This window comes from Xanthomonas sp. WCS2018Noco2-27 (assembly GCF_031843525.1).
GTDB lineage: Bacteria > Pseudomonadota > Gammaproteobacteria > Xanthomonadales > Xanthomonadaceae > Xanthomonas.
In genome coordinates this window covers 120,179-143,592 of record NZ_JAVTIK010000003.1, presented here as the reverse complement: position 1 = coordinate 143,592, position 23,414 = coordinate 120,179, and the positions used below count along the sequence as shown (strand labels likewise).

General features: G+C 61.8%; 19 protein-coding genes, 1 tRNA gene and 2 pseudogenes. 4 read left to right on the top strand and 18 right to left on the bottom strand.

Going from position 1 to position 23,414, the window contains the following annotated elements:
- Positions 1-3: 3 nt before the first annotated feature.
- The 7 genes and pseudogenes from RQH86_RS08160 to grxD form a co-directional block, all read right to left on the bottom strand.
- Positions 4-1,370: pseudogene (locus RQH86_RS08160) on the bottom strand (IS5 family transposase).
- Between the two features lie 114 nt (positions 1,371-1,484).
- Positions 1,485-2,275 (bottom strand): annotated as a pseudogene (locus RQH86_RS08155) (transposase); the annotation flags it as partial.
- 268 nt (positions 2,276-2,543) lie between these two features.
- A complete protein-coding gene (locus RQH86_RS08150) occupies positions 2,544-3,461 on the bottom strand; it encodes a hypothetical protein (RefSeq protein WP_311238364.1) in 918 nt (305 codons plus the stop codon).
- 664 nt (positions 3,462-4,125) lie between these two features.
- Positions 4,126-4,845 (bottom strand): Fic family protein, encoded by a 720-nt coding sequence (locus RQH86_RS08145; protein ID WP_115528390.1) that lies wholly within the window; start codon positions 4,843-4,845, stop codon positions 4,126-4,128.
- A 293-nt stretch (positions 4,846-5,138) separates the two neighbouring features.
- Entirely contained in the window at positions 5,139-5,738 is a 600-nt protein-coding gene (locus RQH86_RS08140; protein ID WP_005996031.1) for a YhgN family NAAT transporter, read from the bottom strand.
- The gene (locus tag RQH86_RS08135) at positions 5,735-6,478 is read right to left on the bottom strand and encodes an SDR family NAD(P)-dependent oxidoreductase (RefSeq protein WP_311238363.1); all 744 of its coding nucleotides are present in this window, start codon (positions 6,476-6,478) and stop codon (positions 5,735-5,737) included. The genes RQH86_RS08140 and RQH86_RS08135 overlap by 4 nt, the downstream gene beginning before the upstream one ends.
- The gene (gene grxD / locus RQH86_RS08130) at positions 6,475-6,795 is read right to left on the bottom strand and encodes a Grx4 family monothiol glutaredoxin (RefSeq protein ID WP_055850119.1); all 321 of its coding nucleotides are present in this window, start codon (positions 6,793-6,795) and stop codon (positions 6,475-6,477) included. The genes RQH86_RS08135 and grxD overlap by 4 nt, the downstream gene beginning before the upstream one ends.
- Positions 6,796-6,916: 121 nt before the next feature.
- Between grxD and RQH86_RS08125 the strand changes: the two genes are divergently transcribed.
- Positions 6,917-7,495: a Fe-Mn family superoxide dismutase gene (locus tag RQH86_RS08125; RefSeq protein WP_115554113.1), complete on the top strand. Its 579-nt coding sequence runs from the start codon at positions 6,917-6,919 to the stop codon at positions 7,493-7,495.
- Between the two features lie 132 nt (positions 7,496-7,627).
- Here the strand turns inward: RQH86_RS08125 and RQH86_RS08120 are convergent, their stop codons facing one another.
- Together RQH86_RS08120 and purE are read right to left on the bottom strand one after the other, a co-directional pair.
- Positions 7,628-8,779 carry a 5-(carboxyamino)imidazole ribonucleotide synthase gene (locus RQH86_RS08120; RefSeq protein WP_311238362.1) on the bottom strand — a complete coding sequence of 384 codons (1,152 nt, stop codon included), beginning with the start codon at positions 8,777-8,779 and terminating at the stop codon, positions 7,628-7,630.
- On the bottom strand, positions 8,776-9,279 hold the full coding sequence (gene purE / locus RQH86_RS08115) for a 5-(carboxyamino)imidazole ribonucleotide mutase (RefSeq protein WP_115528394.1): 504 nt from the start codon (positions 9,277-9,279) through the stop codon (positions 8,776-8,778). The genes RQH86_RS08120 and purE overlap by 4 nt, the downstream gene beginning before the upstream one ends.
- A gap of 58 nt (positions 9,280-9,337) precedes the next feature.
- Between purE and RQH86_RS08110 the strand changes: the two genes are divergently transcribed.
- From RQH86_RS08110 to RQH86_RS08100, 3 genes are all read left to right on the top strand, one after another.
- On the top strand, positions 9,338-9,607 hold the full coding sequence (locus RQH86_RS08110) for a Trm112 family protein (RefSeq protein ID WP_055850108.1): 270 nt from the start codon (positions 9,338-9,340) through the stop codon (positions 9,605-9,607).
- Positions 9,604-10,485, top strand: a complete 882-nt coding sequence (gene nadC, locus RQH86_RS08105) for a carboxylating nicotinate-nucleotide diphosphorylase (RefSeq protein WP_311238361.1) — start codon at positions 9,604-9,606, stop codon at positions 10,483-10,485. The genes RQH86_RS08110 and nadC overlap by 4 nt, the downstream gene beginning before the upstream one ends.
- 63 nt (positions 10,486-10,548) lie before the next feature.
- Positions 10,549-11,601 carry a DUF2272 domain-containing protein gene (locus RQH86_RS08100; RefSeq protein ID WP_311238360.1) on the top strand — a complete coding sequence of 351 codons (1,053 nt, stop codon included), beginning with the start codon at positions 10,549-10,551 and terminating at the stop codon, positions 11,599-11,601.
- Between the two features lie 686 nt (positions 11,602-12,287).
- Here the strand turns inward: RQH86_RS08100 and pnp are convergent.
- The 9 genes from pnp to nuoN all read right to left on the bottom strand — a co-directional run bounded on the left by pnp (position 12,288) and on the right by nuoN (position 23,397).
- Positions 12,288-14,402 carry a polyribonucleotide nucleotidyltransferase gene (pnp, locus tag RQH86_RS08095; RefSeq protein ID WP_055850102.1) on the bottom strand — a complete coding sequence of 705 codons (2,115 nt, stop codon included), beginning with the start codon at positions 14,400-14,402 and terminating at the stop codon, positions 12,288-12,290.
- A 168-nt stretch (positions 14,403-14,570) separates the two neighbouring features.
- Entirely contained in the window at positions 14,571-14,831 is a 261-nt protein-coding gene (gene rpsO / locus RQH86_RS08090; protein ID WP_055850100.1) for a 30S ribosomal protein S15, read from the bottom strand.
- Positions 14,832-14,987: 156 nt separating this feature from the next.
- On the bottom strand, positions 14,988-15,914 hold the full coding sequence (truB, locus tag RQH86_RS08085) for a tRNA pseudouridine(55) synthase TruB (protein ID WP_311238359.1): 927 nt from the start codon (positions 15,912-15,914) through the stop codon (positions 14,988-14,990).
- Between the two features lie 81 nt (positions 15,915-15,995).
- Positions 15,996-16,388: a 30S ribosome-binding factor RbfA gene (rbfA, locus tag RQH86_RS08080; RefSeq protein WP_311238358.1), complete on the bottom strand. Its 393-nt coding sequence runs from the start codon at positions 16,386-16,388 to the stop codon at positions 15,996-15,998.
- Between the two features lie 141 nt (positions 16,389-16,529).
- On the bottom strand, positions 16,530-19,241 hold the full coding sequence (gene infB / locus RQH86_RS08075) for a translation initiation factor IF-2 (protein ID WP_311238357.1): 2,712 nt from the start codon (positions 19,239-19,241) through the stop codon (positions 16,530-16,532).
- Positions 19,242-19,336: 95 nt separating this feature from the next.
- Positions 19,337-20,848, bottom strand: coding sequence for a transcription termination factor NusA (gene nusA / locus RQH86_RS08070; protein WP_055850094.1), 1,512 nt, complete (start codon positions 20,846-20,848; stop codon positions 19,337-19,339).
- Between the two features lie 4 nt (positions 20,849-20,852).
- Positions 20,853-21,443: a ribosome maturation factor RimP gene (rimP, locus tag RQH86_RS08065; protein ID WP_055850092.1), complete on the bottom strand. Its 591-nt coding sequence runs from the start codon at positions 21,441-21,443 to the stop codon at positions 20,853-20,855.
- 211 nt (positions 21,444-21,654) lie between these two features.
- A tRNA-Met gene (locus RQH86_RS08060) sits at positions 21,655-21,731 on the bottom strand.
- Positions 21,732-21,936: 205 nt separating this feature from the next.
- The gene (gene nuoN / locus RQH86_RS08055; protein WP_055850423.1) at positions 21,937-23,397 is read right to left on the bottom strand and encodes an NADH-quinone oxidoreductase subunit NuoN; all 1,461 of its coding nucleotides are present in this window, start codon (positions 23,395-23,397) and stop codon (positions 21,937-21,939) included.
- Between the last annotated feature and the right edge of the window lie 17 nt (positions 23,398-23,414).

The following is a 23,414-nucleotide window of genomic DNA, read 5'->3' as shown; positions in this document are numbered from 1 at the left end:
TTTTCAGCAAGCACAGGTTGTGCTCGGCGTTACTGGCGAGGGAACCGACGACGATAAAGCCGCCTGGAACCAGGCGCGTAAAGGCGCGATGAACTGCATCAGCCAGCGCAGGTTGTAGCCGGCGGCCGCGCCGTGGGCAACGAGGGCATCGCCCTGGGCGCCCTTGAGCCAGCACCGATCCAGCCGATGCTCCTGCTTCAAATGTCCAATCACCGGTTCCACCGCCTGACGCCGTTTGATCCAGCGCCATTGCCGTCGTGTCAGCGACTTGGCCTTACCTCGGTGCAGGATCTGCACCCCCGCGACCTCTCTTGCGCGGTAGCCCAAGTCCACGATCGCCATCGTCGGCACCGTCCCGGTGTCCTGCATCAGCGTGCGGGCCTGTTCAAGCTGCTCGGCCAGCGTATCGCCGTCATAGGGATTTCCCGGGAAGCTACGCGCGCCCACGATCAGGCCCTTGGTGCCCGCCACCGCAATACCCACCTTCGCCCCGAACTCATAGGGCCTGCGGGCCTTGCCCTTGCCGATGCATTCGGCTTCCGGCGCGTGCAACGCGTACAGCTTCTGCTTGTCTTTGGGGCGTTGGCGCCAGATGCGCTCGGCCCGCCCCAGCCAGGTCTGCAGCGTCTGCTGCACGGCCGCGTCCAGTCCATCCAGCTTGCGTCCAATGTCCCGAATCACCCGGCCCAGCACCGTGCGCTTCCGGCGAAGCATCCGTCGCATCCGCTTGAACTGCTTGGCATGGGCGTAGCGGCCGGCCTGCCGACTCAGTCCTGGTCCTTCGCGCTCGTAGCTCTGCCGCAGCTTCATCCCGTACCGCTTGCACCGCATGACCAGATTGCGGCGCGCCACCTCCAGCAAGCGGCTGTCGGTGGGATGGGCGATGGCCTTCTCCTGCACCGTGCTGTCCACGATCACCCGCGATAGCTCGCGCCCATCCACCGCCTTCATCGCCTTGGCCGCGCTGATCGTCTGGGCCAACAGCTCTTCCATGCCCGCCTCGCCCAGACGCTGGCGCCAGCGCGTGAGCGAGCTGGGATCCCACGGCAGGATCGTCTGGAGGAACACCTCGCCGGTGAAGAACTGCCAATACGGGTTCTCCAGCCAGCGCTCGCACACCGCCTCGTCAGACAAATCGTAGGCATGCTTGGGGTAGAGCAGCCCGGCCATCAGCCGGATCGGCAGCGCTGAGCGGCCGCCGCGCACAGGATCGGCAGGCAAACGTGAGGCCAGGGCCTGTTCCAGTGCCGATCAAGGCATCTTCCCGGTCAAGCGTGCCAGTGGATGGCGCAGGTCGATCTGGTTCTCCAGACGCGAGCGGAACAGGTCTTGGACAGGTGGGCTTCGGTAGCAGGACGGCGCAGGCGCATGGCGGAAAAATTGCAAAGAATCTGCAAGCAGTCTTGCAAAAAGTGGCGGTGCGTGCACGCCTGTTCCAGACGCGAGAACCTGATGAATCAACGAGTTGAGGGGTTCTTCAGGAGCCACGAATTACCAGGAAAACTGCGCGCGCCCACGATCAATCCCTTGCACGCACTCACCGCAATGCCTACGTTGACGCCAAATGCGTACGGTTGTCGCGCCTTGCCCTAGCCGATGCATTCCACTTCCGGGGCGTGCAGGGCGTAGAGCTTTTGCTTGTCTTTCGAGCGTTGCGTTGGCAGCCATTGTGCGCGTTCCAGCCAGACTGCGATGCGCTCACGCACGCTGCATTCCAGCTGGTCCTGTTTGCGCTGCAGATCGCGCACCACCAGCCCCAACACCGTGCGTTCACGCCGCAGCACGTGCTGCATGCGTTTGAACTAGGTCTGCCGCAGCGCGATGCCATGCCGCTTAGCCAGCAGCACCATCTTCTTGCGTGCCACCTACAGCAGGCGACTGCCGGTTGGATACGCGATCGCCTTCTCCTGCAACGTGGTGTCCACGATCACACGCGACAATGCGCGCGCATCCACCGCCTTCATCGCATGCGCGGCATTGATGGTGTGCGCCCGCACCCCTTCCACCCTGCCTCATCCAGGCGACACTGCCGCCAGCGCATCAACGAATTCGGATCGCACGGCAAGCGCGTCTGGAACACCACGCCACCGCTGAAGAACTGTCAAGAAGGATTCTCCAGCCAGCGCTCGCAGACCGCTTCGTCCGACAGGTCATAAGCGTGTTTGAGGTACAGCAGCGCGGCGATCAGCCGTACCGGCAGTTCGGGACGACCGCCGCCGGCTGGCTTGGCCGGAAAATGCGGCAAAAGCGCCTGCTCCAACGTGGCCCGCGGCATGCCAGCGGTACCTTCACCCAGATGGCTAGTGATCCGACATTGACTGAGGGTCATTGCATATGGTCATAGACGACTACTCGCGCACCTCACTGGCAACAGGATGAGCATCAGACAGCGCGGAGTCCTTAATTGAAAAAACGTAGCGCTACCGCCCACCAGGGGTCTGGAGCAGCGGCTGAGACTGACAACGGCTAAACCTACCGTTCAAAGAACTTAGCCAGCGGCGCGCCTAAGACTGGGCGCGCGCTAGCTACAGCCCAACTCTCACTCAAGGAGAGCCACAGATTTCAGTTGCGCTAGCAGACTCTGCAGGCTTCACATAGATTAAGGGCTTCCACTTTGCGAAAAGTCCTGTGGCTTCGGCTATTTCCGCGGCAGTTGACCTAAGACGAAGAGTATCGAGCCGCTCATGGATCTTGCTCGCTCGCACATCAACCTCGGTTGGCAATCCAGCCATTATGCGTTCGTAAATTGCTAACGAACGTGCAGCGCTTTTCCCAACTACCTGCCCCAAAAGGCTCTGCCGAGCTTTAGCTTCTCCCCAAGGGTAGTATGCATCTGCCAAACTCAAGGCGACGGTTGCATCACCATTTGCTGCAGCCCTTAAAGCAAGCCGTTCAGCACTCTGCTTGAAAGCAGAGAGCTCATCCAGACTTGCAATAGTGTCATTTAAGCGAAAAGGTCGCCCTGTGACATAAAACCTTGCACTGGGGGAGTCTCCCATTTCCGCGGCTTTTCGCCAGTAAGAAATAATCTCGTTTGGAGAAAGATTCGGAATTCCATTACATTCCAACACAGATTTAGCACCGATGGGTGAGGCGCCGGATGCGACAAAACCCTTTCCTTGCATGGAAGGGATATCGCTATCACCAGCTTCCCTCACATTTCGGCATTTCGTCAGAAGTTCAGCAATCTTGCAGGCCGCCTCTTCATTCCCTTCTTCCGCGGAGCGCAGCATAACCGAAGCACGATATGGGAGTGAGGCAATTGATCCTCCCCCTCCCCCATTCTGTACACTAGCAACATTCTTAGCTGCCACATGTCCTATAGGGTCTTGCTCGACGAACTGCAAAGCTGCTGTTGAAGGCTTATTTTCGACTGCAACCCTGCTAAAGAAAAAATAAAACGCTACCAAAGCGATCAACACTGCCAAAATTATGGAAACTCGCTTATAAATTACGCTCACTTTACGTCCTGAGATATTGGAAATCCTAAGAGGCGATAGGTGAATACCTAACGCCTCAATGTGAGGCATTTACTTGCTATGCCGGCGGACTACTAGGTATCTCACACTCATCTGGCTTAAAGTAACTATTCGGGGTCCAATTCCCCCCCAACAATTCAAGATCTGTGGCACTCCCATCAACTGATGGCCACAACGGAGGATTTGTCCAATTGCCCGAGTAGGTCTGCGAAGATCCGTCATCGTATATTACTTGAATTCCATCCAAACCAAAGAGCCAAAGATACAACTGTCCTTCATAAGGTTGATTAAAGTATTGCCTAGCCTGCCACCTAGCGTTTTCAAGTCTGACTTCACGAGGTGATGAGCAAACTGCAGGTACTGGATTTCCCGCTTGCCGAGGCATATAGTTATAACGGTATGGAGAGGGCTCGCCCGGATCACAATTACAGGGGAAATTCGGGTCCTCAACCTTTGGCGGCTCGCAAGAGTATGTCTCCCAAGGTCCACAGGACGCCTTTGCGTCATCAGATAAAGCAATTCCTCCGAGCAATAGAACTACCCCAATTGCCATTTTCAAATGCACTTGATGCATAAAGCCTCCTTACTTAGCGGTAATTGCATTTTAACGTTGCGCACAGATGAACTGCCGATGCTAGGCAGCTATCTAATCGCCCTGGTCATGAGGCGCCAAAGCCGAAGCGGCGCCACCATCGAAACCTATTATCAGCGCCTGCTCTATAAATGAAATTAAATGTCCAGGCGAATTGATACGAGCCATATACATAGCCTTTATAAATTCAACCTTGTACCGTTCTATGTAAGCCAGGACCAACACTGCCCTTTTCTCAGTTTCCATCCCCCTTCTGCGCGATAGACTTAGAAGGCTCACCCGAGACATTCGTCCATTACCGTCGCAAAAGGGATGTACGTGCAAAAAAAAGAACAGAAAAAAAGCAAACATGGAGAAATCGTTCTCCATGCTGTCGCAGGCATGCATTAGCCATTCAATATCCGGTTTGACGTCATACTCAGCAGCCATAAAACTCATCGGCTGATTGATTGCCATGCCGACAACGACCGAAGACTTTCTAAATCGAGCGCGCGCCGTACCAATTATAAGACAGTGCGTAGAAAGAATCTCTTTTGTGGACAGCTTACCAATTTCGCGAACCAATTTTTCAAGAAGGTCAGCAGAGCTATTCGCCGCCCTAGACATACGCAAGGATTCTGGGATGCGGCTTACCACGCTTGCTGCAACAAAGTTCAGCGCGCGATCCACGTCATCTGAACTCGGCACCGTAAATATTGAACCTTCTGAGACTTCAAAAGCCTTGATCGCGGCCCGCGAAGGCCGAAATATTTCAGGGAGACAGACGAATTCCATATCGTTCACAGTCCATGGTTGGACACAACCATAAGAGAAGCTGCGAGCGAAGTCAATCTACAGAACAACATTATTTCATTAGCGACATATTTAACTAAGCTAATACTTCAAATTAACTTTAGAGCATAACGCAACTCATTCCTACGTTGCCTTCCTAAACTTGCCATAGACAAGCCTGGCAGCTAACGCAATAGGTGCACGCATTGAAGGCAACTCAACAGCATCCTTCAGATGCACGCTAGGTACTAAAGGCTGGCTGAGCTGGTAAACATGGATATAACAATATAGAAATTTCAAATCGAAACCGGCAGCTTGAAGTACGTCCCCAACCCGTCCAGGAACATCTGCACCGAAATCGCGACCAGCAGCATGCCCATCAGCCGCTCGATTGCGGTCAGTGCACGGTGGCCGAGCAATTTGTACAGCAATGGTGCCGATGCCAGGATCGTGGAAGCGCCGATCCAGGCGATCATCAGCGCCAGGCTCCAGTCCCAAAGACGCGTGGGTTCGTTGCTGCCCATCAGCATCACCGCGGCCATACCGGACGGGCCGGCCACCAGCGGGATGGCCAACGGCACAATGAAGGGCTCGCCATCAGGGATCTCGCCCATCAGGCCTTCCGGGCGCGGGAAGATCATGCGGATGCCGATCAAAAACAGCACGATGCCGCCGGCGATCGCTACCGATTCCTGACGTAGATGCATCAGTTCCAGCGCGTATTTGCCGCCCCACAAGAACGCCATCAGCACACACAGCGCGATCAGCAGCTCGCGTGCGAGCACGAAGCGCTGACGCTTCGGCGGCAACGGTTTGAGCACGCTGAGAAAGACCGGGATGTTGCCCAGCGGGTCCAGGATCAGGAACAGCAGCAACGCTGCCGACAGAATGGTCATGTGGAAGGGCTCCAGATCGCACCGCGGTGCGGGGCACCTGCCATGGACAACAGGGTGACGCAGGCGGACGCGTAACGGGCAGGATCGGCCGCCTCGCTGTCTTCCTGATGGGTAAAGGCGCGCGCGCGCAACGCAGTACGCATGGGACCAGGTTGCAAGCCATGGACACGCACCGGACCGGCTGCAGTTTCATGATGCAGGCTGGCGATCACGCCGAGCTGTGCGTGCTGGGCGGCGCCGTATGCGCCCCAGTACGCCTGCCCGACGCGTACGGCATCGTCGACGACGAAGACCACGGCCGCGTCGTCCTGCTCCCGCAAAAGCGGCAGGCAGGCCTGGGTCAGCCAAGCGCGTGCGGTGAGGTTGACGTGGATGCTGCGTGCGAAGTCCGCAGGTGCCGCAAGTTCGGCGGGCGTCAGCCCACCGAACTCGGCCGCGCAATGCAGCAGGCCGTGGACGCCGCCCAATTCGGACTGCAGCCGTTCCGCCAGCGCTGCGTAATCCTCCGGGGTCGCCCCGGCCAGGTCGAGCGGGTACAGCAACGGCTCCGGCCCTAGCGTGGCGACGACATCGTAGACGCGCTCCAGCGGGCGCAGCTTGCGCCCCAGCAGCACCACGGTCGCCCCTGCGGATGCGCATGCCTGTGCGGCAGCGGTGCCCAGCCCGCCGGCCGCGCCGGTGATCAGCACGACCCGCCCGGTCAGTGATGGCGATAGAGGCTGGCCCTGCACTGCAGTCACGGCTGGTACGCTTCGGTGACGATGCGCTTGAGCTCGCCGGCTTCAAACAGTTCCAGCGTGATGTCGCACCCGCCGATCAACTCGCCATGAATGAACAACTGCGGGAAGGTCGGCCAGTTGGAATAGCGCGGCAGATTGGCGCGCACTTCGGGTTCTTCCAGCACGTTGACCGTGCGCACCTGGTCTGCGCCAGCGGCGATCAACGCCTGCACTGCGCGACTGGAAAACCCGCACATCGGAAACTGCGGGGTGCCTTTCATGAACAACACGATCGGGTGTTGTTCGACTTCGGCCTGGATCCGTTCCATCACCGGCATTGGACTCTCCTGACTGGGAGCGGCAGGCCCGACCGCCGGGTCGGATAGACTTCCGCAAAGGCGCGCATTGTAAGCCTTCAGCGCGACCTGTCGCCGCACTCCCTTCGCTGCCATTGCCATCATGCCGATCGAACACGTTGCACTGCCCTACTCCCGCGCCGCTCTGGAGCCGCATCTCTCGTCCGCGACCCTGGAGGCGCACCACGGCGTCTGTCATCGCGGCGAGGTCGAACGGCTCAATACGCGCATCGAAGGCAGCGAGTTTGCCGAGCTGACGCTGGAAGAGATCATCGCGCAGGCGCAGGGCACGCTGTTTCATCTGGCCGCGCAGGTGTGGAACCACAATTTCTATTGGCAATGCCTGCGGCCACGCGGCGGCGGCGAGCCGCTTGGCAAGCTCGCCGACAGCATCGGCACATCCTTCGGCGATTTCGTGCACTTCAAGCAGGAATTCAATCGGGTCGCCTTGAGTAGCTTCGGCTCGGGCTGGGTATGGCTGGTGCAGCGTCCGGACGGCACATTGGCCGTTGTCGCCACGCCCAATGCATCCACCCCGCTGACCGGGCCGGACACGCCGTTATTGGCGTGCGACCTCTGGGAACATGCGTACTACCTGGATTACCAGCAAGACCGTGCGCAGTACCTGGAGGCATTCTGGAAGCTGATCAACTGGGATTTTGTCGCCAGCCGCTTGAACTAGCAGGCGCGTCTCGTTAGCAACGGATCGCTCGCAGATGCACCCGACTGCGCGCGCTCAATCGAAGCGCACGCAGTCGGCACCACAACCCTCGCGATACCGCACTGCTGCATCGCGACCTCTCGGGATTGACACTCAGCCTTCGCGCAGGCGCGCAATCACCGGTTCAACGTGCGCGTTGCGCTGCAGTGCCATGCCGGCCTCGACCAGCGCCTGTACCAGCATCTGCGGCGTATCGGCACGCAGCGTTGCGTGGCCCACCTTGCGACCATCGCGCGACTGTTTGCCGTAGTCGTGCCAATGCCCGCCGGGAACTGCCAGAAATGCTGCGGCGTCCGGCATCGCACCCAACCAGTTGAGCATGCAGGCATGGCCGCGCATCGCGGTGCTGCCCAACGGCAACCCGAGCACAGCGCGCAGGTGATTTTCGAACTGCGAGGTTTCTGCGCCTTCGATGGTCCAGTGGCCGGAATTGTGCACGCGCGGGGCGATTTCGTTGGCGAGCAGTTCGCCGTCCCGCACGAACAATTCCAGTGCGAACACGCCCACGTAGTCCAGCCTGTCGGCAATCGCGCGTGCATGCGCGTCCGCTGTCGCCTGCAATGTCGCGTCCACGCTGGCGGGCGCAAGACTGGCTGCCAGCACGCCATCGACATGCCAGTTTTCGGTCAAAGGCCATGCACGGAATTCACCATCGCGGCCCCGCACCGCCACCACGCTGACTTCGCGTTGAAATGGCACGAACGCTTCAAGAATCAGCCCGACCTTGGCTGCCTGTGCACCCAGCGCAGCCCATGCCGCATCGGCATCGGCATCGGCAAGCGTCTTGATGCGGAACTGGCCCTTGCCGTCGTAACCGAAGCGGCGCGTCTTGAGGACGCACGGCGCACCGATACGCGCCAATGCAGCATCAAGCCCGGCGCGGTCGTCGATGGCAGCAAACTCCGGCACCGGAATACCGAGTTCGCGGAACAAGGTTTTTTCGCTCAGCCGGTCCTGCGCCACCGCCAAGGCATCCGGGCGCGGAAACACCGGCACCTGCGCGGCAAGTTGCTGCGCGCTGGCCGCGGGCACGTTCTCGAAATCAAAGGTGGTCACATCCACCTGCGCGGCGAACGCAGCGAGCGCGGCAGCATCGTCGAACGCGCCCACCTGCAGCGGCGCCACCTGCCCTGCGCAGGCATCGGCTGCCGGGTCGAACACTGCAAACCGCAGCCCAAGCGGCGCGCCGGCCAGCACCAGCATGCGTGCCAACTGGCCGCCTCCCAGAATGCCGACGGTGGTCATTGGCGCGGGTCGTCGCTGGTCATCACATCATCGGTCTGCTTGGCACGGAACTGCGCCAGTGCCTCACCAATCAGTGGCTGCTCCGGCGCCAGCATCGCAGCCGCGAACAATGCCGCATTGGCAGCGCCGGCATTGCCGATCGCAAACGTGGCCACCGGGATGCCCGCCGGCATCTGCACGATCGACAGCAGTGAATCCATGCCGTTGAGCGCCTTGGACTGCACTGGCACGCCCAGCACCGGCACCGCCGTCTTGGCCGCCAGCATGCCCGGCAGGTGCGCCGCACCGCCGGCACCGGCAATGATCGCGCGCAACCCACGCTCGCCCGCCTGCTCGGCGTAGGTGAACAGCACATCGGGCGTGCGGTGCGCCGACACCACCTTGACTTCGTACGGCACGCCCAGCGCATCGAGCTTCTGAGCTGCGTGTTGCATGGTCTCCCAATCCGAACGGGAGCCCATCACGATGCCGACCAGCGGCGCGGAGTGGTTGGAGGTCATGGCCCTGCCCTGCGGTAAAGACGTATTCTAGCCAATCTCCACGCAAGACAAGACTTCGATGGATCGCAAACTGCTCGACCTGCTGTGCTCGCCCGACACCCGCCAGCCACTCTCGCTACTGGACGGCAAAGGCCTGGAAGCACTCAACACCGCCATCGCCGCCGGAAACCTGCAGCGCGCCGACGGTACCGCGCAAAGCCAGCCGCTGCGCGAGGCCTTGATCACCCGCGACCGCAAGCAGATCTTCCGCGTCGACGACGGCATTCCGGTACTGCTGGCCGAAGAAGCCATCGGCACCGCCCAGATCACCGACTTTCCCGACAAGTGAATTCGTCCGTGCGCACCGTGCCGGAGGCGCCGCCCGCCGCGTTGGTCGACGCCGATGTGGCGCGCGCGCTGGCCGAAGACATCGGTACTGGCGATGTAACTGCGGCATTGCTTCCCGATCAAGCCGACAGTGCGTATCTGTTGTGCAAGCAGGATGCGGTGATTGCCGGCCGGCCCTGGTTCGATGCCACGCATCGCGCGCTCGACCCGCAGGTACGCATCGACTGGCACGTGCACGAAGGCCAGCACGTCAGCGCTGGCACGGTGCTGGCCACCCTGCAAGGTCGCAGCCGCAGCCTGGTTAGTGCCGAACGTACCTCGCTCAACTTTCTGCAGACGCTTTCGGCCACGGCTACCACCACCGCGGCGTATGTGGCCGCAGTCGCCGGCACCGGCGCCCGCATCCTGGACACGCGCAAGACGCTGCCGGGCCTGCGCATGGCGCAGAAATACGCAGTGCGCTGCGGCGGCGGCGACAATCACCGCATCGGCCTGTTCGACACGGTGATGCTCAAGGAAAATCACATCCGCGCCGCCGGCTCGTTGAGCGCAGCCGTGCAGGCCGCACGTGCCCAGCAACCGCAGCTACCGCTGGTGGTCGAGGTGGAAACGCTGGCGCAGCTGCGCGAGGCACTGCAGGTGGGCTGCACGCGCATCCTCATCGACGACTTTGATCCGGTGATGCGTCGCGATGCCGTGCGTATCGTCGCCGCGTTGCCGGTGGATCAGCGTATCCCGCTGGAAGTCTCCGGCAGCGTCGACCTGGCCGGCATCCGCGCAATTGCGCAGGACGGCGTGGATTGCATTTCCATCGGCGGGCTCACCAAGCATGTGCAGGCGGTGGATCTGTCGCTCAAACTCGGCCCGGCCCCGCGCTGATTTCACGCGTGCGCGCAGGCTGCTCTGTCAGCCTGCTGTGATTGATTTCGTGCAGGATGTTCGATGACCGTAAGACCCTGGCCGTGGATGTGCCTGCTGCTTGCAGGATTGGGTGGCAGCGCTGCGGCTGCGGAAGTGTGCGATATGCCACCGCGCTTCGGCACCAGCCCTGCAGCCATCGCCATCGTGCGCACGGCCTGCAATGAGCATCGTCTATGGCAGCACCCGTTTATCGACACCAAAGGCCGGCTTGCCAGCCTGGGCGTGACCGAGGCCGAATCCGGCTATCTCGCCGACCATGGCGTCGTGGCCTGGCAACGCGTCGCAGGCTATTGGCGCGATAGCGGCACGCTTGCCTCGATGGGCGGACGTCCCGGCGCATCGAGCTGCGCCGCATTGGACGGCACCCGCTACACCGCCAGCGACTGTCGCGCGTTCCTGATCGACAACCCGTGGTCGGCCGCTTTCATTTCATGGGTGATGACGCAAGCGAGACTGAGCGGATTTCATCGCTCCGCACGCCATCTGGATTACATCCGCAGCGCGTACAACGACGGCGCCACCGGCCCGTACCAGTTCACCGACCCTGCGGTGGAAAAACCCGCACCCGGCGATCTGCTATGCCTGCTGCGTGGGCGCAACGTTGCACTAGGCTACGCGGGTTTGAAGGCCGCGTTGGGCGGTAGCGCACCGATGCCATGGCAATCGCATTGCGATGTGGTGGTGGCCGCCAATGTAGGTGGCGATCGCACGCTGTATCTGATTGGCGGCAACGTGTTCAACACCGTCATGATGCGCAAGATGCCGCTGGACCGCGCCGGCCGCGTGGTATTGCCGACGCCGCAGTCCGACAGCGCGCAAGATCAGAATGAAGACAGCCTTGGCGTCGCCAGCGAATGCACGCCGGCACACGAAGAATTGTGCGACTTCAACCGACGCGACTGGGCGGCGCTACTGAAGCTGCGTCCTGACGCGGCAATGCTGGCGCCACCACCAACCGAGCCACTGCCTGCGCCCACCGCACCGCCTGCCGAGCAGACGATGCCTCCAGGTTTCCCACGCGTGGTGCCGCCGCGCCCGGAAACGCAGCCGGCGCCGACGCAGCAGCCTGGGTGAGGAAAGATTTAAAGCCCCTCTCCCGGCAGGCTGGTTGAGGTGAGGATGTGGGGGCGAAGCCCTAGTGCTGCCTCAACTGCACCTGGCTGCGCACGTACCCTCATCCGCCCCTTCGGGGCACCTTCTCCCGAGGGGAGAAGTATCGGACGCATGGCGCCACGCTCTAGCCCCTCTCCCTGCGGGAGAGAGGTTGGCGTGAGGGTACGAGGCGAAGCCATGGCGCTACCTCAACTACACCAGACTGCGCACGTACCCTCATCCGCCCCTTCGGGGCACCTTCTCGCGAGGGGAGAAGGAACAGACACGTGGCGCCACGCTCTAGCCCTTCTCCTTGCGGGAGAGAGGTTGAGGTGAGGGTACGGGGCGAAGCCCTAGTGCTGCCTCAACTGCACCGGGCTGCGCACGTACCCTCATCCGCCCCTTCGGGGCACCTTCTCCCGAGGGGAGAAGTATCAGACGCATGGCACCACGCTCTAGCCCCTCTCCCTGTGGGAGAGAGGTTGGCGTGAGAGTACGAAGCGAAGCCATGGTGCTGTCTCAACTACACCGGGCTTCGCACGCACCCTCATCCGCCCCTTCGGGGCACTTTCTCCCGTTAGGAGAAGGAACACGGCATGGGCTATTCCGAACCGACAACGAAAAAGCGGGCCGAAGCCCGCTTTTCGTGACGCATCAACCAGCGGCGATTACTCGGCCGACGGCGGAACGCCCTCGCCTTCTTCCACTGCCTTGATCGACAGACGGATACGGCCCTGCTTGTCCACTTCCAGCACCTTGACGCGGACCAGATCGCCTTCCTTCAGCTTGTCGCCGACCTTCTCCACGCGCTCGCTGGAAATCTGCGAGACGTGCACCAGGCCGTCCTTGCCCGGCAGGATGGTGACGAACGCACCGAAGTCCATGATCTTGGCGACCTTGCCTTCGTAGATGCGGCCCGGCTCCACGTCCGAGGTGATCTGCTCGATGCGCGACTTCGCAGCTTGCGCGGCGATGGCGTTGACCGAGGCAATGATGATCGTGCCATCGTCCTGGATGTCGATCTGCGTACCGGTTTCCTTGGTGATCGCCTGGATGGTCGAACCACCCTTGCCGATCACTTCGCGGATCTTGTCCGGGTGGATCTTGATGGTCAGCAGACGCGGCGCGTAGTCGCTCAGTTCCAGACGCGGGGTGGTCAGTGCATGCGCCATCTCGCCGAGGATGTGCAGACGGCCAGCCTTGGCCTGCTGCAATGCCTGCTTCATGATTTCTTCGGTGATGCCTTCGATCTTGATGTCCATCTGCAGCGCGGACACACCTTCGGCAGTACCGGCCACCTTGAAGTCCATGTCGCCCAGGTGATCTTCGTCACCCAGGATGTCCGACAGCACCACGAAGCGGTCGTTTTCCTTGACCAGGCCCATGGCGATACCTGCGACCGGCGCCTTGATCGGCACACCGGCGTCCATCAGCGCCAGCGAGCTGCCGCAGACCGATGCCATCGATGAGGAACCATTGGACTCGGTGATTTCCGAGACCACGCGGATGGTGTACGGGAATTCTTCCAGGCTCGGCATCACGGCGAGCACGCCGCGCTTGGCCAGACGGCCGTGACCGATTTCGCGACGCTTCGGCGCACCGAAACGACCGCACTCGCCCACCGAATACGGAGGGAAGTTGTAATGGAACAGGAAGTTTTCCTTGTACTCGCCGCTGACCGCGTCGATCACCTGGCCATCGCGTGCAGTGCCCAGCGTGGTGACCACGATCGCCTGCGTCTCGCCGCGGGTGAACAGCGCCGAGCCGTGGGTACGCGGCAACACGCCAGCCTGCACAGCGATCGGACGCACGGTATCCAGCGCACGACCATCGATACGCACCTTGGTGTCGAGCACCGAGTCGCGCATGGTGTGGTATTCCAGCTCGCCGAATTCCTTCGACAGCTCAGCGGTGTTCCAGCCCTCGGAGGCGACGCGGCCGGCCAACGACTCCAGCACGTCCTTCTTGATCGCCGAGATGGCGTCGCGACGCTGCAGCTTGTCGCGCACCTGGAAGGCGCTCGCCAGCTGCGTGCCGACGGCTTCCTTCAGCGCGTTGATCAGCGCGGTGTTCTTGGCAGGCGCAACCCAGGTGCTGGGCTTGGTGCCGGCTTCGACGGTCAGCTCGTTGATCGCGTTGATGACTTTCTGCAGTTCGCGATGACCGAAGGTCACTGCGCCCAGCATCACTTCTTCGGACAGCAGCTCGGCTTCCGACTCGACCATCAGCACCGCATTGGCGGTACCGGCAACCACCAGCTCCAGCTGCGAATCCTTCAGCTCGGCGATGGTCGGGTTGAGGATGTACTCACCGTTCTTGTAGCCCACCTTGGCGGCGCCGATCGGGCCGTTGAAGGGGGTACCGGCCAGCGACAGTGCAGCCGATGCGCCGATCAGCGCGGCGATGTCGCCGTCGATGTCCGGGTTCATCGACATCACGGTCGCGATGATCTGTACTTCGTTCTTGTAGTCCTCCGGGAACAGCGGACGGATCGGACGGTCGATCAGGCGCGAGATCAACGTTTCCTTCTCGGTCGCACGTCCTTCGCGCTTGAAGAAGCCGCCCGGGATGCGGCCGCCGGCATAGAACTTCTCCTGATAATCGACCGTCAGGGGGAAGAAGTCCTGCCCTTCGCGCGCGGTTTTTGCGGCGACGGCGGTGACCAGCAGTACGGTGTCGTCCATCTTGACGATGACGGCACCGCTCGCCTGGCGAGCGACTTCGCCCGTCTCCAGGGTGACGGTGTGCTTGCCGTACTGGAAGGTTTTGGTGATTTTTGCCACGGAGGTTTTTTCCTTAGGTGTAACTGTCTTCGTTGGACCGTCGTCGACCCATGCCGAGAACGGGCGGCCGGGAGGCTCCGGCCCATAAACTTGATGGTGCGATGACGCGTTTGCGAACGACCAAAACAAAACCGCGGCGCATCGCTGCACCGCGGTGGTAGGACTCGATTAGCGGCGCAGGCCGAGCTTCTCGATCAACGACTTATAACGCTCGTTGTCCTTCTTCTTCAGGTAGTCGAGCAGGCTGCGGCGACGGTTGACCATCTGCAGCAGACCGCGACGGCTGTGGTGATCCTTCTTGTGGGTCTTGAAGTGACCGCTCAGCAGCTCGATGCGTGCGGTCAGCAGAGCGACCTGCACTTCCGGCGAACCGGTGTCCTGGGCGCTGCGCTTGTTGTCTTCAATAACTTTCTGGGTGTCAACAGACATGATGTTTTCTCGATAGATGCGTGGTCGACAGAAACGTGCATGACGCACCGTCGGACTCGCCGTTTGCTAGGGATAAGCGCGCTTGGCGCTGAGGTGCCCCGATCGGGGCCGCGAAATTGTACCGTTGCACGGCGCCGGGAACAAGTTGACTAAACCTTAACAACTCGGACTTCCGTTCAGTCCATTGAACAGGCGCTGCGGCGACAGCCTGCCGTCAGCGTCAACAAGGCCAAGGCCTGACGGGCTTCCATCGGGATCGAATACCGCGACCTGGCCGGTCGGAAATGCAGGATCGCGCAGCCGCTGCCCCATCCGGAAGCGGGTCGCATGGGCCTGGTCGAGGGTTATCTGCGCAAAATCGGCTAGCCCAGCCTGGATCGGCAGCAGCAGATCTTCGGCCCGCGTGCCTGATTCCAATGCCGCGCTCAACGCCTCCAGGGTCATCATCTGTGGCGACCGGAACGGTTCTACCCAGAGCCGGCGCAACGAGGCGATATGCGCCCCGCAACCGAGCGCTTCGCCCAGATCGCGGGCCAGGCTGCGGATGTAAGTGCCGGAGCCACAGGTCACGCGCAACTGCAGACGCGGCGCGTGGTAACTGATCAGTTCGATCGCATGCACCTCGACCTCGCGCACCGGCGCCTCGATCACGTCGCCCCGGCGTGCCTTGGCATACAGCGGCTCGCCGCCCTGCTTCAGCGCGGAATAGATCGGGGCCTGCTGCTGGATGCGGCCAATCAACGGCGCCAAAGCTGCGCGTAACGCGTCTTCGGTCAGCGCAGGCACCGCACGCTCGCGCAGCGGTTCACCGTCGGCATCGTCGGTATCGGTGGTGACGCCCAGCACCACCTCGGCGTCGTACGCCTTGGCCGAGCCGAGCAGCAAGCCGGCGATCTTGGTCGCCTCGCCCAGGCACAACGGCAGCAAGCCGGTGGCTAGCGGATCCAGACTGCCGGTGTGGCCGCCTTTCTCGGCTCGCAACAGACGGCGCGCGGCCTGCAGTGCGTTGTTGGAACTGAGCCCGGCCGGTTTATCCAGCAACAGGATGCCGTGCAGCGGGCGATAGACGATGCGGGGTTTCAAAAGATCGGTGCTCGAATCGGGCGCTGTGCGCGTCCGCAGGAATCCAGGGGGCGCGGCAATCTTGCCCCGCCGACACAGCGCTTAGCGCTGATCAGCGTCTTCATCGCTGGACGTGGCCTGCGGACCGACATCGTCCAGGTCACGCAGCAGGTTATCGATACGCTCGCCACGATCGACCGAGTCGTCGTAGTGAAAGTGCAGCTCGGGCACGTGACGCAGCTTCATCGCGCGCGCCAGCTGCGTGCGCAGCTGCCCGGCAATTTCCTTGAGTCCCTTGACCGCTTCAGCCGAACGCTCCTGCTGCAACGCGGTGACGAACACCTTGGCGTGCGCCAGATCGCGGCTGATTTCGACATCGGAAACGCTGACCGACGGCAAGCCGTGGTCGCGCACGGCCGCGTGCACGATCGTGCCGAGGTCGCGACGCACCTGCGCAGAAACGCGATCGGTGCGATGGAATGATTTGGTTGGCATGGTCGTGGACCTGGTTGATTCGGAGGGCCAGATGGCACCGAAGCCAAAAACGAACGCGGGCGGCCATGCCGCCCTCGCCTTGCAGAACTTGCGTACACCATCGTCTGTGTGGAAGACCGGGACCGCAGGCCCCGGCAGCCATTACAGCGTGCGGGCAACCTCGATACGCTCGAAGCACTCGATCTGATCGCCGGGCTTGACGTCGTTGTAAGCCTTCACGCCGATACCGCACTCGGTACCGTTGCGCACTTCGTCGACGTTTTCCTTGAAGCGACGCAGCGATTCCAGCTCGCCCTCGAACACCACGACGCTGTCGCGGAGCACGCGGATCGGCTTGCTGCGCTTCACCACGCCTTCGATGATCATGCAGCCTGCAACCGCACCGAACTTCGAGCTGCGGAACACGTCGCGGACCTGCGCAATACCGATGATCTCTTCGCGGATTTCCACGCCGAGCAGCCCGGACGCCACCTGCTTCACCTGATCGATCACGTCATAGATGATCGAGAAGTAACGCAGATCGATACCGTTGGACTCGACGATCTTGCGCGCCGATGCATCCGCACGCACGTTGAAGCCGATCATCGTGGCCTTGGACGCCGCTGCCGAATTCGCATCCGACTCGGTGATGCCGCCCACACCGGAATGGATCACGTTGATGCGGATGTCGTCGTTGGACAACGCCACCAGCGACTGCTTAAGCGCTTCCACCGAACCCTGCACGTCGGCCTTGATCACCAGGTTCAACACCTGCTGGCCTTCGCCCTTGCCCATCTGGGCCAGGATGTCTTCCATGCGGTTGGTTGCCGAGGCGACCAGGCGCGATTCGCGGCGCTTGGTTTCGCGCTGCTGTGCCACGTCCTTGGCCAGACGCTCGTCGTCGACGACCACGAAGTCATCGCCAGCTTCCGGCACGCCGGACAGGCCGAGCACCTGCACCGGAATCGACGGGCCCGCCGAGGCTGGCTGATGGCCGGTTTCGTCGAACAGCGCACGCACGCGGCCGTACTGAATGCCGCACACCAGGTAGTCGCCACGCTTCAGCGCGCCCTGCTGCACCAGCACCGTTGCGACCGGGCCACGGCCCTTGTCCAGCGAGGATTCGATCACGGTACCGCTGGCGCGGCCATCGGCCACTGCCTTGAGTTCCAGCACTTCGGCCTGCAGCGAAATCGCATCCAGCAGCGTATCCACACCGGTACCGACCTTGGCCGACACTTCGATGAACTGGGTATCGCCGCCGAAATCTTCGGCAACCACGTTTTCGGCCAGCAATTCGTTCTTGACCCGCAGCGGATCCGCGCCGGCCTTGTCGATCTTGTTGACCGCCACGATCAACGGCACGCCTGCCGCCCTGGCATGCGCCACCGCTTCCTTGGTCTGCGGCATGACGCCGTCGTCAGCCGCAACCACCAGCACCACGATGTCGGTGATCTTGGCGCCGCGCGCACGCATCGAGGTAAACGCGGCATGGCCGGGCGTATCCAGGAAGCTGATGACGCCACGGCCGGTTTCGACGTGGTACGCACCGATATGCTGAGTGATGCCACCAGCTTCGCCGGAAGCGATCTTGGTGCGACGGATGTAGTCCAGCAGCGAGGTCTTGCCGTGATCGACGTGACCCATGATGGTCACGACCGGCGGACGCGAGGTGGTCTCGCCCTGCGCGTCTTCGGAATGCGCCAGCAGCGCATCTTCGAAGTCGGCATTGTCCGCACGCACTGCCTTGTGGCCGAGTTCTTCGGTCACCAGTGCAGCGGTGTCGTGATCGATGCTCTGGGTAATGGTCGCCATGACGCCCATCTTGAACAGCGCCTTGACCACGTCGCCGCCCTTGAGCGCGAGTTTCTGCGCCAGATCGGCCACGGTGATGGTCTCGCCGATCGCCACTTCACGCACCACCGGTGCAGTCGGACGCTCGAACCCGTGCGGGCCGCTGTTGCTCTGGTTGCTACCACGACCGCCATCATTGCCGCGACGCGACGACGACGAACCCGGACGACCGGTCGGCTTGCCACGCACATTGGAACGACGCGCGCGATCGGCGGCCGACAGATGCAGCTGACCAGCAAAGCGCTTGGTCGCATCATCGTCTTCGACGCCAGCCACCATGACGTGCGAACCGCGCGTCTTGTGCTTGGCTGCGTTATTGCGATCATCCGGACGTGCCGGCGTCGCCGGACGCGAAGCGGGCGACGCGCCAGCCGGACGGGCCGGACGCGGTGCCGAAGACGGCGAAGATGGTGCACGCGCAGCAGGCGCCGAAGACGGCGCCGGCGCAGCGGCAACCGGGGCCGGCGCACTGGCAGCCGCAGCGGCTTCCTCGGCAGCCTTGCGCTCGGCTTCTACACGGTCTTTTGCGGCCTGCTCTTCGTCGCGCTTGCGCTGAATCGCTTCATCGCGCACACGGTCGCTTTCGGCCAGAGCCTGCTGCTCGTCGAGATTGCGCTGACGCGATGCAGCGAGCTTGGCCAGGATGTCGGCACGCTCTTCGTCCGGCGTCATCGGCACAGCACGGCCGCCGACTTCGTTCTCGGATTTGACGTACGTCCGCTTCTGGCGCACTTCCACGTTGACCGTGGTCTTGGTGCGACCGGCGCTGACCGTGACTTCCTGCAGCTTGCGCCGATTCAGCGTGATCTTCTTGGCTGCTTCGCTTGCCGCTTCGGCAGGTGCATCGGACTTACCGTGCGTGCGACGCAGGAAGCCAAGCAGTTTCATCTTCTCGGTGCTGGTCACGACCTGGTCGGGACCGCTGAACTTCATTCCGGCCTCGGCCAGTTGAACCAGCAGTTTATCGACCGGCGTGTTGACCAGTTCGGCAAGCTTGCGGATGGTGGTTTGCTGCGACATTCGGATCCTATGATCTGGTTGGCGCCCCCTCGCCCAGAGCAAGGGAAACGCTGATTCTAAGCCCTGATGGGGTCAGGGCGCGGTTCATTGCCGGCTCATTCGCCGCGCTCCAAACGGGCGATCTCCTCGGCGCGGGCCGCCAGGATCAGCGCCGAGGCGCGCTCCTGGGTCATGCCCTCGATTCCGAAGTCGACGATCTCGTCCGCTGCCAGGTCGGACAAGTCCTCGCTGGTACGCACGCCGTGCTCGGCCAGAGCAAAGGCCGTTTCCTCGTCCATCCCCTCAAGCGCCAGCAGGTCCTCGGTGGGCTGAGTTCCTTCCAGGCCTTCTTCCTCGGCCAGCGCGGCGTTGAGCAGCGCATCGCGGGCACGGGCACGCAGTTCTTCGACGATGTCTTCGTCGAAGCCTTCCACCGCCAGCAGTTCGCCGACTGGCACGTAGGCGATTTCTTCGACCGTGTTGAAGCCTTCGGACACCAGGATCGCGGAGATTTCTTCGTCCACCTCCAGGCGATCCATAAACAGCTGGCGCGCCGATGCCTGTTCAGCCTCGGACTTTGCAGCCACCTGGTCGGCAGTCATCACGTTGAGCTGCCAACCGGTCAGGCGGCTGGCCAGACGCACGTTCTGGCCGCCCTTGCCGATCGCCTGCGCCAGGCGGTCTTCCGCCACGGCCAGGTCCATCGAGTGCTTGTCTTCATCGACGATGATCGACTGCACTTCAGCAGGCGCCATCGCGTTGATCACGAAGTTGGCCGGGTTCTCGTTCCACAACACGATGTCCACGCGCTCGCCATTGAGCTCGTTGGACACTGCCTGCACGCGCGAGCCGCGCATACCGATACAGGCACCGATCGGATCGGTACGCGTGTCGTGCGCAATCACCGCAATCTTGGCGCGGTCGCCAGGATCACGTGCGCAGGCCTTGATCTCGACCAGACCCTGACCGACTTCCGGCACTTCGAGCTTGAACAGCTCGATCATGAATTCCGGCGCAGCGCGGCTGATGAACAGCTGCGGGCCACGCGGTTCGGAACGCACTTCGGCCAGGTAGCCGCGTACGCGGTCGCCCGGGCGCAGCACGTCGCGCGGAATGCCCTTGTCCTTCGGAATGAAGGCTTCGGCATTGCCGCCCAGATCGACAAAGATATTGCCGCGCTCGGCACGCTTGACCACACCGGTGATCAACTCGCCGACGCGATCCTTCCATGCGTCCACAACCTGCTGACGCTCGGCTTCGCGCACACGCTGCACGATCACCTGCTTGGCAGCCTGCGCGGCGATGCGGCCGAAATCCGGGTTTTCGATCTGTTCTTCGATGTAGTCGCCCACATCCACGCCATCAGCTTCGTCGATGGCATCCATCAGACGCACCTGGCGATCCGGCGATTCCATCACCACATCGTCGGCGACCACTTCCCAACGACGGTAGGTTTCGTAGTTACCGTCCTTGTGGTCGATGGTCACGCGTGCCAGCACGTCCTGGTCGGGATAGCGCTTCTTCGCTGCGGAAGCCAACGCGGCCTCGATCGCATCGAAGATCACTTCGCGCGGCACGCCCTTTTCGTTGGCCACCGCATCCACTACCAGCAAAAGTTCCTTGCTCATTTAGTCACTCCGCGCGCGGCTTGCCAGCCGCCGACTCGTTGGATGGTTTCTTCTTGTCGTGCCCGGGTTTTTTCGGGCCGGGCTTATTCGGTTTTTGCGGCGCCAGGCCCAAGGCAACCCAATCCGGCAGGATGCGCGCCTTGTCGATGTTGTCGAAGCCGATCTGGACGTCCTTGCCATCGACCGAAAACACTACGGCCTCGGACTCAGACTCGGTACGCAGGATCTGACCCTGAAAACGGCGCCGACCATCCTGCGCAAGCTTCAACACGATCTTTGCGGACTCGCCGGCATGGCGCGCGAACTGTTCGAGGGTGAACAAGGGACGGTCCACACCCGGCGATGACACTTCCAGGGTGTAGTTGCCACTGATCGGGTCTTCGACGTCGAGCTGGGCCGACACTTCACGGCTCACGCGCTCGCAGTCGTCGACGTTGATCACACGCTCGGGCTGTTCGGCCAGCGGCACATCGATGTAAAGGCGCAACGTGGCGCCACCTGGCGCGGGGAGATACTCCACGCCCAGCAGTTCCAAGCCCAGGGACTCAACCGTTGGACTCAGCAGATTCGCGATTTCGGTCGCTTTTTCGCTCACAGACTGCCCTGATCAAATGATTGCCAGTAGAACCCCGGCAACCGGCAGCAAACTTTCCGGTTCCGGAAAAAACAAGGGGCCCGATGGGCCCCTTGCGTGAAAAAAGCCCGACCTCTCAGGGTCGGCGCAAAGACGGGAACATGCGTCTTTGCGATCCAAGAACATGAACTGCTGCCCTAAGGCAAACCGCATTAAAGCAGCAATTCAAACTTGGTAGCGGGGGCAGGATTTGAACCTGCGACCTTCGGGTTATGAGCCCGACGAGCTGCCAGACTGCTCCACCCCGCAGCAGAAGCGGAATTATGAAGAACTTGAGCGGCAATTGCAAGCCCTAAGTTTTTCATCTGTTGAACACTTTGGCGAGTGTCCAACGTCGCGGCAAATGATAACCGCAATGCAACAAAAACGAAACACCAATCACAACTTTATTTCAGATCCGCGCCATACACCTGCAGCAAACGCCGCTGCGTCAGCGTCGCGCGCGTCTACCCGCTTACGCAAGACCAGCAAACGCGCGCTGGCACCACACCATGATCGGGCTCCAGGCCAGACCCAGCGCCAGCAATGCGAGTGCGTTGACGCCCAGCACTGTGCCCAGGACGCGATCGTTGTTGGCGGGCAACGGCTCACCAACCGGTTCGTCGAAGTACATGACCTTGATGACACGCAGGTAGTAGTACGCACCAATCACCGCGCACAGCACACCTACCAGCGCCAGCCACAGCATGTCGCCCTTCACCGCCGCGCCCAGCACGGCGAGCTTGGTCCAGAAGCCGAGGAACGGCGGAATGCCCGCCAGCGAAGCCATGATGCACAGCACCAGGCCAGCCATCCACGGGTTACGCGCGTTGAGCCCCTTGAAGTCGTCGATGTTCTCCGCTTCAAAGCCGTTGCGCGACAACGCGATGATCGCGCCGAACGAAGCGGTCGACATGATGGTGTAGCTCACCGCATAGAACATCGCAGCCGCATAGCCTTCTTCGCCGCCACCGGCCACGCCCATCAGCAGGAAGCCGATGTGCGACACCGTCGAATACGCAAGCATGCGCTTGAGATTGCTCTGCGCGATGGCCATCAGGTTACCGATGACCAACGACAGTGCCGACAGCCCGCCAATCAGCAGATGCCACTGCGGCGACAACGGACCCATACCCACTTCCAGCAGGCGGTAGGCCATGCCGAATGCAGCCAACTTCGGTGCCGAACTGATAAACAGCGCGATCGGTGCCGGTGCGCCCTGATAGACGTCGGGCAGCCACATATGGAACGGCGCGGCGCCCAGCTTGAATGCAACGCCAGCGATCATGAAGATGGTGCCGGTCAGCAGCAGTGTGCGCTCACCCGAGCCGTCGATCGCGTCATGGATGCCCGCCAGGCTCAAGGTGCCGGTAGCGCCATAGACCAGCGACATGCCGTACAGCAGCAGACCCGACGCCAACGAACCCAGCACGAAATACTTCATCGCCGCTTCGGTGGCCAGGCCGTTGTCGCGATTGGATGCGACCAGCGCGTACGAACACAGCGCCAGCAGTTCCAGTCCCAGATAGACCATCAGCAGACTGCCTGCCGAGGCCAGCAGCATCATGCCGGCGGTGGCGAACAACACCAACACCGGGATTTCGCCCTGATAGAGATTGCGCTCGCGCAGGTAGGTCCAGCCATACACCAGGCTCAACCCGCTGACGAGCACGATCACCGTCTTCATGACATCCGCAGCGGTATCGCGCACGAACATGCCATTGAAAATGTCGCCCTGCCCGCCTGTGCCGGTTGCCAACAACGCAAACACCACGGCCAGAACAGCGATAGAGAACAAGTGGGTCCAGACCTTGTTCCGCTGGCTCATGAACAGGTCGAGCATCAGCAGTGCGAAGGCGCCGCCGATCAGCACCAGCTCCGGAACAAGCGGAGCCAGGTCAGCGGTGGTCAACGGCGCGAGCGTTGGCGTGGTCATCATCAAATCCTGAAAAT